The 13,711-nt window shown below is 41.5% G+C and carries 11 protein-coding genes; all 11 read right to left on the bottom strand.

Annotated elements, in window-relative coordinates:
- Positions 1 to 7: 7 nt before the first annotated feature.
- A complete protein-coding gene (locus tag L8T27_RS09970) occupies positions 8 to 1,372 on the bottom strand; it encodes a family 4 glycosyl hydrolase (RefSeq protein ID WP_282581388.1) in 1,365 nt (454 codons plus the stop codon).
- 14 nt (positions 1,373 to 1,386) lie between these two features.
- On the bottom strand, positions 1,387 to 3,372 hold the full coding sequence (locus L8T27_RS09965; protein ID WP_237941435.1) for a beta-galactosidase: 1,986 nt from the start codon (positions 3,370 to 3,372) through the stop codon (positions 1,387 to 1,389).
- Between the two features lie 5 nt (positions 3,373 to 3,377).
- Complete coding sequence (locus L8T27_RS09960; RefSeq protein ID WP_233313832.1) at positions 3,378 to 4,076, bottom strand: rhamnogalacturonan acetylesterase; 699 nt, start codon at positions 4,074 to 4,076, stop codon at positions 3,378 to 3,380.
- Between the two features lie 44 nt (positions 4,077 to 4,120).
- Positions 4,121 to 5,158: a glycoside hydrolase family 88/105 protein gene (locus L8T27_RS09955; RefSeq protein ID WP_237941434.1), complete on the bottom strand. Its 1,038-nt coding sequence runs from the start codon at positions 5,156 to 5,158 to the stop codon at positions 4,121 to 4,123.
- 16 nt (positions 5,159 to 5,174) lie between these two features.
- Positions 5,175 to 5,948 (bottom strand): carbohydrate ABC transporter permease, encoded by a 774-nt coding sequence (locus L8T27_RS09950; RefSeq protein ID WP_396953809.1) that lies wholly within the window; start codon positions 5,946 to 5,948, stop codon positions 5,175 to 5,177.
- Between the two features lie 128 nt (positions 5,949 to 6,076).
- The gene (locus L8T27_RS09945; protein ID WP_233313834.1) at positions 6,077 to 6,976 is read right to left on the bottom strand and encodes a carbohydrate ABC transporter permease; all 900 of its coding nucleotides are present in this window, start codon (positions 6,974 to 6,976) and stop codon (positions 6,077 to 6,079) included.
- A 66-nt stretch (positions 6,977 to 7,042) separates the two neighbouring features.
- Entirely contained in the window at positions 7,043 to 8,332 is a 1,290-nt protein-coding gene (locus L8T27_RS09940) for an ABC transporter substrate-binding protein (protein ID WP_233313835.1), read from the bottom strand.
- A gap of 115 nt (positions 8,333 to 8,447) precedes the next feature.
- Positions 8,448 to 9,998 (bottom strand): response regulator, encoded by a 1,551-nt coding sequence (locus tag L8T27_RS28670; RefSeq protein ID WP_282581387.1) that lies wholly within the window; start codon positions 9,996 to 9,998, stop codon positions 8,448 to 8,450.
- A complete protein-coding gene (locus tag L8T27_RS09925; protein WP_237941433.1) occupies positions 9,995 to 11,761 on the bottom strand; it encodes a sensor histidine kinase in 1,767 nt (588 codons plus the stop codon). Before L8T27_RS09925 ends, L8T27_RS28670 begins: the two co-directional genes overlap by 4 nt.
- Before the next feature lie 34 nt (positions 11,762 to 11,795).
- A complete protein-coding gene (locus L8T27_RS09920) occupies positions 11,796 to 12,428 on the bottom strand; it encodes a YesL family protein (RefSeq protein WP_233313837.1) in 633 nt (210 codons plus the stop codon).
- A gap of 318 nt (positions 12,429 to 12,746) precedes the next feature.
- Positions 12,747 to 13,703 carry a magnesium/cobalt transporter CorA gene (gene corA, locus L8T27_RS09915; RefSeq protein ID WP_233313838.1) on the bottom strand — a complete coding sequence of 319 codons (957 nt, stop codon included), beginning with the start codon at positions 13,701 to 13,703 and terminating at the stop codon, positions 12,747 to 12,749.
- Positions 13,704 to 13,711 lie beyond the last annotated feature (8 nt).

Genomic DNA, 13,711 nt, shown 5'->3' with positions numbered 1-13,711 from the left:
ATCTCCTTTACTGATTTTGCTGCAAAATGCCCATTTCCTCAAATAATGCTGCTGCCTGTTCATAAGGAATGGCTGCAACCAATGGATCTTGAATAAAGGCATTAAAGAGGAGCTGATTGTCCATTGTTAACACCGCCTTTAGGACTCCTTCTTGGTTATGAACATGCCTGTTAACCATATTGGCAACATCAAGTGGCAGGTCTTTTGTTAAAACAGGCTGGACGCTGTTTCTGCGGATTAGAGCATTTGTTTCGACGATAGCATGATTAGGCAGATTTGGAATTTGACCTAGATTCGGAAAGTTGACGTTTGTCACTAGTTCCTCCAATCCAAGCAAAGCAAGGAGAATTTCCACCCCTTCTTCACCAGACGGCTCTAGGACGACTTTTGTATCACCAGTAAAAGCTTGTTCATTTTCGGTTATTTTCCGTGCTTGGTCTTTTACGCGAAAATCGACAGACGTTAAATGGAACTTCCAGTCATGAACTGTTTCAGGATTCTTTAAATAAACAGGCGGCATAAATTCGGCAAGATGACGATCGCCTGCTGCTGCAATAAGTCCGTATTTTTTAAATAAGTCAAATTTCACACGATTGCTTGAGCTGAATACACTTTCCTCCCATTTTCCTTGTTCTTTTTCGTATCCTGTTTCGGCATACTTCTCAGCAAACTGCTTATATAGGGGGAATAAGTCAATATTTTGATAAGCGGCCTCATTAAGCCATGTAAAGTGATTGATGCCTGTTACACTCACTTGGATGTCTTTGCGGTTTTTCACGTTAACATTTAGCATTTCACCAACCATATCTGCTAGCAAATGCTGTGTTTCAAACACTTCATGGCAGCAGCCGATCGCTTTAATTGCTGGAAACACCTCATATAAAGTGCGGGTGCATAAGCTCATCGGGTTTGTATAATTGATTACCCAAGCATCCGGACAATGCTTACGTATTTCGGCAGCGATTTCCACAAACATTGGAATCGTTCTGACAGCGCGTCTAATACCGCCTGGTCCAACCGTGTCCCCAACAGACTGGTATATTCCGTACTTCTCTGGAAGGTGAACATCCTTTGCCATATCTTCAAAAGTCCCTGGCAGGATTGAGATAATCACGAAATCTGCTCCCGTAAGAGCTTCCTCGATTGCAGGTACTGCTTCGTACTTCCATTTGCCAGTTGCATCAGGATGATTCGTTATATAGGTGCCGATTTTTTCATTTGTTTTTGCAGCTTCGAGATTAAGATCATAAAGGGCCACTGTTCCTGATATTCTTGACTCGAGGGCAAGATCATACATCAATCTTCTGGCCCAGCCTTGCGAGCCTCCTCCAATATAGGCTATTTTAATATCCTCGGCCTGTAGTTTATCCATTTGTAATTCCTCCTTTAATACAATTGCAGAATTCGATATTCATAGTTTCCGAGCTTCCATTCACCTGCAAGTATTTCCTCTTGTGTAAGGCAGTCGACTGCTTTTTGAGGAATGCTGACAGTCCCTCCGTTGCCGTCCATATTGACAATAACCCAATATTTTTTGCCATTCTGGTCTCTTGGAGCGATAATTGTTCCTTCTGAAGCGGTTATCTCTTGCTGTACTCCAGCGAGGCGTGCATATGTTGTGATGATTTCTGTCAGCATCCTACTCCCCGCATCACCGAGCGGCAAGGAACCGAGCATCACTATCATGCCTTTGCCGAGTTGTCTTTCTGTCAAAAAAGCTTTCCCTGAAACTAGCCCGCCCTTTATAACACCGACAGCCTTTGCTTCCTGTACATCAAAAACAGAGCTCCACAGCCCTAGTGGCGCAGTATGACCGAAGGCTTCTCCAACAGAACCAGTATCTTCAATCGGGAAGGTGAAGGCTGTCTCTACTCCTGCCAGCTTCTCAAGACTTCCTAAAGCTGCATCTGTATGTATCGTATGATGCTCTGTTCTGCCGCCGCTCAACGGGCCGACAATCCATATACCTCCCGCTTCAACAAATGCTTGTGCTTTCTTAATAAATTCATCTGAGAGATGATGAACAAAAGGAGTAACCAACAGTTTATAGCCGTCCAGCTCAGCTCCTTCCGGCAAAAGGTCGCGGTGGAGGCCTGATGCTAAAATATACTTGTAGAAATCCGTGATTAATTCCTTATAGTGCAAGCCTTTATGCGGTTCTGTGTTGAAGAATATCTTGGCTTTATCGGAATAAGTAAGCGCAATTTCTGCCTGCATTGGGGATGTTTCTGTCAAGATTGGTTCAATGGTGCGCCTTGCCGTTTCTGTTTCTAAAACTTCTTCATACCCGACCGTTGGTTTCCCCCAGGCGCTGATGACAGAACCATGGGGCTGTTCGCAGCCTGCTCTTTGCTGACGCCACAACCAATAGCAGAAAGCTTCTCCGCCTAATGCGTAGGCAGCCACTGCTTCTGCTTTTAAATAACCTTTTGGGTGGGGCTTCGCATAGCTTTCAAGCGATGCACTGTAGGAGGGACTTGTTTCCATAATCCAAAACTCCTTGCCTTTTTTCAGGTTTCGCCATAGATCACAATTGAACAAATATGAGTAATACGAATTGGCTGGCGCATATGTGTCAAAGGAAGCAAAATCAAGGTTTTGAAAGAGGCGTTCATTGTCGACAGCGAACATGACGGTGCTGTTATGGGTGATTGGTGCTTGTGAATGCTCGCGGATAATTGCTGCTTGTTCTTCTGCAAATTCGGCAATTGCTTCCGTTGAGAAGATTTGATACATCGTCTTTAATGATGAATTATGCAAAAATGGCACGGGTCCAGGCTGCGGAACTTGGTCAAAGCTGTGATAATACTCACTCCAAACATGTGTTCCCCAATCGTGATTTAAGCACTCAATCGAACCATAGCGCTGCTCAAGCCACTGATGCCAAAGCTGTCTGCAACTGTCACACATACATTCTGCTACATGGCATTTAAACTCATTATCAAGCTGCCAGCCGATCAGCCCAGGCATCCCGCCAAGTGCTTCTGCGATTTTCTTTGTGAGAATTGCTGCTCGTTGTCTGAAGTATGGATTATTGGTGCAAAAATGCTGGCGAGAGCCATGAATCATTGTTTGCCCATTTTGCTCGACATACATGCGCTCAGGGTGTTCATAAGACATCCAAATCGGCGGTGTTGCAGTCGGTGTACACATTACCGTCTCAATACCATTGTCATACAGACGTGCAATGATGTTTTGAAAGAAACTCAAGTCAATTGCTCCTTCGGTCGGCTCCATTTTTGACCAAGCAAATTCACCGATTCGAACGACATTGATGCCAGCTTCTTTCATAAGCACAATATCTTCTGCTATCGTCTTTTCATCCCAAAGCTCTGGGTAATAAGCCGCGCCATGATACAGTTTTTTCGCCATCTTAGCTATCTCTCCAATCTAATCTCCGTCTTTTTAATGAAGTTTTTTAGCTCCAGCGGTAATTCCATGATACCCTCTATAAGGAGTCTGCATATTTCCACAGCACCTGACGAGTGAAAATGCGTGTCATCTTGCAACCCGCTTGGATAATTTGGATGCTCGCCTGCAGTCAGCCAGACAAATAGTTCCTTTGACGCTTCTGGACCGAGAGATTCATACAGTCCTTTCGTTTTAACATGCATATCAATCAAAGGAACCGCTAATCTTTTCGCCAATTGCCGCATAGCGTCTGGATAATCCCCCAGCGTATCAAGCAGTGTTCCATCTTCGCTGAACTTCCGTCTGTTTACAGATGTTAAAAACACCGGAAACGCGTTCTTCGTATGTGCCAAGGCCGCATATTCGGCCAGACAAGCCTGATAAGAGGTATATGGCTCGGTTCCATATGACTTTTGATCATTATGGCCGAACTGAATAAATAAGTAATCACCAGGCTGGATTCTGTCTTGAATCGAAAGAAGCCTGCCTTCCTCTATGAAGCTGTTAGAGCTTCTGCCACCCATCGCTTCATTGCAGACTTCGATTTCCTCTGTAAAAAAATCCTGCAGCATTTGTCCCCAGCCTGCCATCGGGGCTTCAAATGCTGGACAGGTGGCTGCTGTTGAGTCACCTGCTATAAACAAGCGGATACTCTTATCCTTCACGCTTTGCTGCCTCCTATTTTTAAGAGATTCAAACTACTCCGATTTTATGCGTAAACACGATTCGTGCTTCTTATTAACTGGGAAAGGTACACAAGTGCAAGGCCTTGTCCCCAGCCATGGATCCGTTTGAACGGTACTCCTTTGTAGCCGTCTATATCATCCATAACAGCAGTTCCTGCAGAGACATTCATTACCTTTCCGTCTTCTGTTATGTGTTCTAGGATGGATGCAATTGATTTCTGTGTGTATTTGTTATAAAGAGACCCTCGTGACAAAAGCGCTGCTGCAATACCACAGCTGCCTGACACTTCTAAATAAGAGGTGCTGTCTGTCAAAACGGTGTGCCACAAACCTGATTGATCATCCTGCAGTCTTGCTAACGCACTCAGCTGATCCCTTAAAGAGCCGTCAATGATCATAAAGGATGGATGTGTCACATCAATTAGTTCAAGCGCTCTAGCCATCGTCAGAGCGGCCCAGCCATTACCTCGGCCCCAATAAATACTGGACATATGGTTTTTCGCCATATTATCCCAACCATGGTAATAAAGATCAGTAACTGGATCTTGAAGCAGTTCTTCATGACCATGAAACTGCTTAAGGCCATCCTCGAAATATTCCTTGTTTTCTGTTAGCTTGCCAATCCGCAGCAGGAAAAGTCCAGCCATCATCATCGTATCGACCCATGCTTGTTCATGGAACACATACGTAGTCGAATTCACAGTATGCTGGAGAATTCCGTCACCGAAGCGCTCCGCGTCATTCCTCAAGTATTCTGCTAGTTGGATCGCTGTGTCTAAATAGCGTTGATCATTTGTGCCGGCATATAAGCTCAGCAGAGCATGACCCATGGAAACACCGTTAACAGACAGCCTAGGTAATCCATCCTCTAATCTTTCGTCCATCCAGTTTTTCAATAAATGAAGATATTCCTCCTTGCCAGTTACCTCATATGCTTCGGCCACTCCATAAAAGGCAACTCCTCCAGGCCAATCCCAATTAAAGTCCATTTGAAACGTCTTATTCACTACAGCATCTATCGCATCAAGAATGCTGCTTTCATCAAAAACAAGTGCTGGCATAATTTCACTCCTTCCATTATTTCAATCCGCTTGTGCTGATACCTTCAACAATATACTTTTGGAACAAGAAGAAAATAAGTACTACAGGCAGCAGGGACACAACACTCATAGCAAACATTCCGCCCCAGTTGGAGGCTGTTTCCGAATCTAGGAAAAGCTTTAAGGCAAGTGACACAGGATATTTCTCTGGACTGTTTAAATACAGAACAGGATTGATTAAGTCTTCCCATTTCCAGTAAAAAGAGAAGATACCTGCAGTCGCCAGAGCTGGTGTGATTAACGGCAAAATAATGCGGTAGAAAATGCTGAATCTTCCGCAGCCATCGATTCTTGCAGCTTCATCAAGCTCCATCGGGATATTGCGGATAAACTGCACCATTAAGAAGATAAAGAATGCATGCCCGAAATACTGAGGAACAACAATCGGCTTAATAGAATTGAGCCAGCCTAACTTCGCAAAAATAATATATTGCGGAATCATGATAATTTCGTGTGGAAGCATCATCGTTACCATCATGCAAGCAAACCAAAATGCCTTCCATTTAAATTGAATTCTGGCAAAACCGTAGGCTATCAATGCGGATGATGCAACCGCTCCGATTGTAGATAATACAACAATCACAAGGGAGTTTTTAATAAATACGCCAAAAGACTGTCCGGCAATCCCTTCCCAACCTGCTGCGTAATTGCTTAAAATAAACGGTTTTGGTATCAGAGAATGGGCGGTGATGAACACTTGTGAGCTTTCTTTAAAGGAGCTCATTAACAGCCAGATAATCGGATATAGCATCACCAAGGCGAATCCGCCTGTTACAAGATGGTAAATCCACTTTTTTGCCTTCAAACGAGGATTTTTATATGATACACCCGTATTTGGCATTAGCGGGCCTGTATCTTTAGTGGCGGTTTTCATGTAAATCAATCCTCCTTCGATTCGTAATGAACCCAAAATTTAGACGTTTTGAATAAGATCAGCGTCAAAATACCGACAATAACGAGAAGCACCCATGCCATGGCAGAGGCATAGCCCATCTGGAAGAAATTGAACGCTTTTTGGAATATATACAGGGAATACAGAAGCGTGCCATCAAGCGGTCCGCCTTCCCCTTTTGTGATAATATACGCTGGGGTGAATGTCATAAAGGCTGAAATAGTCTGCATTACTAGGTTAAAGAATATTATCGGACTTAACAGCGGCAAGGTGATTTTAAAGAAAACTTGAAATCTGTTGGCGCCGTCAACATTCGCTGCTTCATGGTAGGAAGGCGGTATATTTTTCAAGCCTGCCAAAAATATCAGCATGGATGAGCCGAATTGCCAGATCGCAAGAAAAATCAATGTCCATAACGCTTTAGTCGGATCTTGATACCAAAGGATTTTTTTATCGATTCCAAAGAAAAACAACAAGGCATTCAATGTACCTTCATTGCCGAAAATATTTCTCCACATGATTGCTACAGCAACGCTTCCGCCAATGATGGAAGGCAAGTAGAACAATGTTCGGTACAGACCGACTGCTCTGGATGCTTTATTCAAAAGCATTGCCACAATTAACGCGAATATCAGTCTGAGCGGTACTCCTGCAAACACATACGTAAAGGTTACCTTCAACGATTGCCAAAACTTATCATCACCTGTGAACATTTCCTTGAAATTATCGAGACCAACCCACACAGGGGTGGAAAATAAATCGTAGCTTGTAAAGGATAAGTACAAGGAAACGGCCATTGGGATGATGGTAAATGCCATAAAACCGATGATGAATGGGGATATAAATGCATAGCCTGCTAAATTTTCACTTAACTGCCGCTTTTTCATGCCGTTCAACTCCTCTGCGGGCCTTTAAGAAACTAAAAGGAGGAAAAGCTTTCCTCCTTTCTAGTTTTACTTGTTTCTGCCCAAAATTTCTTCAGCTTGTGCTCGGAACGTTTTTGCGCCTTCTTCTGGTGTAATTTTCTTAAACAGAATTTGTTCTGAAACATCCTTCAATGCTTTCATTACTTCCGCACTTCCAAGTGGATCAGGAGGATCTGCCTGGCTTGCATTCTGTGAAGCTCTTTCCACATATTCGAAGATTTTCGTTTCTTCTTCTGTTAATTCAGGCTTGATGGCTTCAATAACCTTAGAAGAAACTGGAACACCTCTGTCGCCTTTAATCAATTTGTTTGCCTCTACATCGTTTACAAAGAAATCAATGAATTTCGCAGCTTCTTTTTTATGCTCAGAGCTTTTTGGAACAGAGAAATACATACTTGGCTTTAAGAATAAAGCTGTTTCTGCTGATTGCTCTGGCGGAAGATTAAGAGTAAGCGGAGAGTCTGTCAATTGAGCAAACCCTAAATATTGGTTAGACCAGTTCCAAGTCATCGCAGCATTGCCTTTTACGATAAAGTCATCCTCAAGTCCTTTAACCTGTGCTTGAACATCAGGTGTTGGGAATGCGTTATTAGCAAGGAGCTCAAGCTGTAAGTTAAAGTAATCTACAAATAACTTGTCATCTGTATAAGCTAATCCGTTGCCTTCTTGGTTATAGAAGCGCTCTCCCTGTGTTCTTAAATAGTAAGGGAAAAATACGTCTGCCGGGTTCATCCCGTTCGTACCGTACTTGTCTGTTGATTTTTGAACATCTGTTGCCATCTGCACGAAGTCTTCCCAAGTCCAATTTTCATCATTCAGGTCAACACCAGAGCTTTTAAGCATGTCATCATTTGTAATAACAGACAGAACATTGGAGCCTAAATTAAAACCGTACATGCTATCGCCGATTTTACCGCCTGATAAAGTATTTTCATCAATCGAGCTCACATCAATGCTTCCATCCTCCGTATATTTTGTTAAGTCTTCCAGCTGGCCTTTTTCCCCGTATTGGGAAAGATAGGCTGTATCCATCTGAATAATGTCAGGAAGCTGGTTGGCAGCTGCCATAGGTGCTAGCTTCTTCCAATAATCATCAAAGTTGGCGAACTCTGCTTCAATTTCAACATTCGGATTCGCCTTCTCATACATTTCAATTACCTTCATTGTGTAATCATGCCTTGGCTGTCCGCCCCACCATGCTACACGCAAAGTAATTTTTTCATCTTTGCCTCCTGAAGTCTCTTTGCCGCTAGAACTGCAGGCTGCTAAAGAAAAAAGTAAAAGAAAACTTAAAGTGATAAGGCCTAGCTTTTTCATATATTGCCCTCCTTTATTGAAAGTGCTTACATCCTTAATTTAATGCATTTTTACTTTCTCTGTAATGGAAAAAACAGATATGAATGTGCAAAAAACAGATATAAATAAAACGCTTTCAAACAAGGTTTTGAGCTTTGCGATAATCTGACGGTGTATAACCGGTATACTTTTTAAACACTTGGCTGAAATATTGCGGATTATCCCCAAACCCTATCATATCTGCCAATGTCACCATTTTGACATCATCATTTTCCGTTATATAAGCGATTGCTTTTTCAATTCTCCATTTCGTCAAATAAGCAGAAAAGCGCTCCCCTGTTTCTTGTTTAAATAATTTTCCAAGATAGTCAGGGTTCATATACAGCATCTCATTTGCGACCAGCTTTAAGGATAGATCTGGATTGGAAAAATGGGTTTCAATTATATCAATCACCTTGCTGATTACAGATGATTGCTTTGTCACAAGCCGCGCACTATATATTTCCGACAGCTGTGCTGCACAATCCTTCAGATAATCCTTCATCTGCTGAACAGTCTCCATTGCCAGCAATTCTGTTGTACCAGTATGCAAGTCTAGCTCTTCGTCTTTATCGGCTTTAATTATTTCCTTATAAAGCTGAATACAATGAGATTTTGTCCGGTGGATGCCAAGCCGTTGATTCGCCATAGTGGCAAACAGACTGTCAAGCACACCTAGTGCCTCCTCTTTGTTTCCAGACTTGATTCTTAAAGTTATTTCCTGCTCATCCAAGGAAAACGGTTCGCTACATGTTTGATTTCTAACAGGTGTAATATTGGCAGCTGTAATCAGCTTGCCTGTGCCGATATAGAATTTATGTCCGATAAATTCACAAGTTTGCTTATACAGTTTCTTTATTTCTTTGAGAGCGCCAGATTCGCTTAATGCAGCAGTTGTTTGCACATTGTATTTCGAAGAAAACTGGGACTGTATGTCTGTCACAAGATGTATAACATCCTGCCTTGATTCCACTACAATGATGGCCTGTTTCCCGATAACTGTTGACAGCACAAGTTCAGGCACAAGCTCTGCAGCCATTTCTGCAAGGTAGGTTAAATATTCATTAGAATCCTCGCCCTCCACTTCCAAAAGAGCAAGCATGACTTGCTTATGTCTGTCTTTTATGTCAAATAAGTGTTCATACCGCGTAAAATCACGATTAATCTCTTTGCCTGCAAAAAGCTCTGTTAACAGCTGTGCCTTCATATATGGCTGAATTTTCTCTAAATTCTCTTCGAGAAGGAGGAATTTTTTATTCTGCTGTTTTTTTGCCTCCAATTCCTTAATGATGTCTTGCAAGGCAGCAGTGATTTTCTCTTCATTGCAAGGTTTGAGCAAGTAGTTTTTGACACCATATTGCATTGCCTGTCTTGCATATTCAAATTCTCCAAAGCCTGACAAGAGAATAAAGCTTGTAGCAGGAAACTCTTCATACACTTTTTTAGCTAAGGCAATACCATCCATTCCTGGCATCTTTATATCACTGATTACGATATCCGGTTGATGTAAGACAATTTTTTCATACGCATCGACGCCATTTCGCGCCGTAGCCACAAGCTCTGTATGGAGCATGCTCCAGTTGATGACGCTTGAAATTCCTTCCACGATAATTCTTTCATCATCAGCCAGCAATACTTTATAGGTCATCTGATACCACCCCTTTGAATTGGTAAAATGACTGTTACAGCTGTGCCTTTTCCAGCGAGATTCTCAATTTCCAAACCATATTGCTCACCAAAACCGAGCTTTATGCGCTGATCAATATTATTTAGGCCAATCCCGGTTCCTTTTGGTTTAATAATGCCTTTTTTTATGTATAGTAGTGTATTTGGATCAATACCAGGTCCGTTATCCTCCACTCGGATATACAGTAATTGTTCAGTCTCTACTGCTGATAGTTTAATAGTAGAGACATCAAGAGCAGGCTCCACTGCGTGCTGAAAAGAATTTTCTAAAAGCGGCTGAAGTGTCAGTTTCGGGATATGATGGTGCAGCACAGAAGCAGGTATATCCATTTGAAAATCAAGCCGATCGGCAAACCGATAGTTTTGAATCGTCAAATAGCTTTGGACAATGTCCAGCTCCTTTTCCACTGTAATAATATCTTCATTAAAATTAATAGAATTACGCATGAGATGGCCAAGTGCTTCCACCATGCTGGAGATTTGCTGCTGCTTATTCGTTTTCGCCAGCCAGTTGACCGATTCTAACGTATTGTATAGAAAATGCGGATTAATTTGTGCTTGCAGTGCTTTGAACTCGGTTTCTTTGACTAACAGCTGTTTAGAGAAATTTTCCTTGATCAATTCATCAATACGCTGAACCATTGTCTTAAAATTTCGATATAGCGTTCCAACCTCATCCTCTGGCATTTCATCTACCTTAAGTGATTGCACAGCTAAAAAGTTACCTTTTTGCACCTCCTGCATGGTGGAGGCCAGCTCCTCGATCGGATTGGTAATTCTCTTTAAAAATCCAAAACCAATTGAAATCAGCAGGATAAATAAAAACGTGAATAATAGCACCATCGAGTATTTGACTGCTGTAATTTTGGAAAACATCGCATGAAAGGGGATGATATTCCAATATGTCCAGTCCTCAAAATTTGTGGCAATATGATTTACGAAATATCTTTCGCCGTTTATTTTCTCAATACCATAGCCTTGCCCCTTCTTTGTGATGAAATCAAAATCACCTAAATCATGGGTACCCTTTTGTGAGTAAAAAACTTGGCTGCTGTTAGAGATAACGATATTACCGCCGACCTCTCCTTGTGTAAGCGGCAGACCGGCAACGATTTTATCAAGGTTGACCCGAATCATCAGCTTGCCGATTCTGTCAAAGTTTAAATTCTCATACGAGCGCAGCAGGCGTACAGAAGTCAAAAATTCATCCACACCGTCTATTTCCATCCAATAATTTTTGCCTTCATACCTGTCAGCGCTGTACATAGCAATGCGCTTTTCCTTTTCGCCAAGCGGTTTAGAGCTTGAGCCCGCTAAGAATTCTCTCCCTGAAGAATCATAAAGATAGATAGAATGGATATACCTTTCCGAGCCGACGTAATTGGCTAACTCCTCCTCCAGCTTTTGCTCGAGCCGGTAAATATCATAGCCAGTAACCTCTCCCTGCAGCTCCAGCAAAGCTGATTGTATTTGCGGATCAACGGCAATATTAAAGCTTACCTCCTCGATGCGTTCCAGCTCTTCTTCAATGGTATTGGATGACATCATTAATACCTGTGATGATTTTGCATATATTTGTTCATCATATAGGCTGAAAGCATATTGGAGACAAATTAATACGAGCGCAAGAGTAACGACCATAAGAAGTGTGATGCGAATAAAGAGCTTTCCATTCAGTTTCGTATTTTGATAGATTGTGATGATTGATGCCCATGTTTTTCTCATAGAACGAAAGTACTCCTTTATTGTCTTATCTCCTTTACTGCAAGACTTGTTCCTTAGCTGTACCTTTGTCCATGCTGCTAAATGCCTTCATAGCAAAAGCAGTGACAACCAATGCAAATAAGCTTCCACTGAAAAATATAATCACCGTTACGTGGATAAGACTGATTAAAATGGCACCAACTGCTCCTGCCAACATTCCAATCGTGTAAAATGGTCTAGAAAAGCCAATTAGAACTGCATACTTAAATGTTTTTGATAACGGAATATCATAGTGTACGTACACGGGAAACACCATTAAGAACACAATGGTAAAAATGAGCAGCAGAATCATAAAAATTAACGCAAAAACGGATGTTTCTTGGCCCATCCAGCCGAATATAACAAAATCAACATAAAAAACAGCCATTACCGTTAATAAAATCCAGCTTAATTTATTGGCGCGCCAGAATTCCCGCTTATATGCATGCATAAATGTGCGATAAACAGGTATATCCGTGTGCCCTTGCAGCCATTTTCGCGTGACCGTATACATAGCAACCGTTGATGGTCCAATTCCAAATACAATGAACCCGACAGCAGTAAAGAATGCCCATAATAAATTTAGATAGGCAAGCCTTGTCACCCATTCACAAAAACGATAGATACCATTTGTGACGAAATGATACATAGTAATCCCTCCATCATCCATCTTATTTATTTAAGCGCTTTCATTCCTCCTTTTAGTTTAATGAATTATGACCGCCAAGAAGTGCAAAAAAACAGACATTCATGTTTAATAATCAGTGTTTTGCTAACAGAAAGCCTGGCCGATTTACTTTGCTGTCTGCTATTATTATAAAGCACTTCTCCCAGTATTTGAAAGATACTAGCAAATAATAAGGAAATTCTACCATAAAATAGTTATCCTTTTAAAAACTAGAAGACTAGAAGCAAACATTTGTTTATAAAAAAAGATGCCTGCATCATCTATGCAGTGCATCGTTTTTTATTTGAACCATCCTTTTCGCTTAAACCAAAGGATCATGATGACCCCTAAAACAATCATAAAAGTTAGGGAAAACAAATAGCCATAGCGCCAAGACAGCTCAGGCATATGTTCAAAATTCATGCCGTATATCCCAGCGATAAAAGTAAGCGGCGAAAAAATCGAAGTGATGATTGTCAGCACTTTCATGACATTATTCGTCTGATGGGAATTAAGAGATAAATAGCTGTCTCTAATATCTGCTGTGATTTCACGGTTGGACATAACCATTTCCGACAGCTTAAGCAGATGGTCATATATATCGGAGAAATACTCCCTTCTCGCATTGATTCCCTTCAGATGATGGGAGTTGAGCATGCGATACAGCAAATCACGCATGGGATGGACAGTATGCCGTAAGTTTAAGAGGGAATATCTTGCATCAAAAAGCTCTTCCATTAAGGCATTCATTGATTTATTCTGGGTATTATCTTCTATTTTGTCTAAGTCATCCTCTAAACTATAGAGGAGAGGAAAATAGTTATCGACTATTTTATCAAGGATTTGATAAAACACATAATAGGTGTCCCATTTTTCTATTTTCTTGTGAGAAAGAAGGATTGTCCACACTTGAGATACTTCGATTGCAGGTGAAGAATGAAAGGTGACGATAAAATTATCTCCCACAAAAAAATCTAATTCCTCCTTCATGAGTTCACCCTCTTCTTTGCGAAGAATATGTGTTACATAGAAGGCATGATTGTCATAATAGTCAAGCTTCGGACGCTGGAGCCGGTGGACACAGTCCTCGACTGCCAGTGGGTGAAAATGAAAGACATCAATCAGTTTGGTAATTTCCTCTTCTGTCGGACCGTTAAAGTCGACCCAATACCATTTATATGCGGATATATTTAAGTCATTGATAGAAACATTCAGATCCAATCGATTATCTTCAGTAACGCCAATGATTTGAATCACCTAAAAAC

This window comes from Niallia sp. Man26 (assembly GCF_022049065.2).
In the GTDB taxonomy this organism is placed as follows: Bacteria; Bacillota; Bacilli; order Bacillales; family Cytobacillaceae; genus Niallia.
Note: the sequence above shows the minus strand (reverse complement) of the source record. Positions and strands in the feature narration are given on the sequence as shown.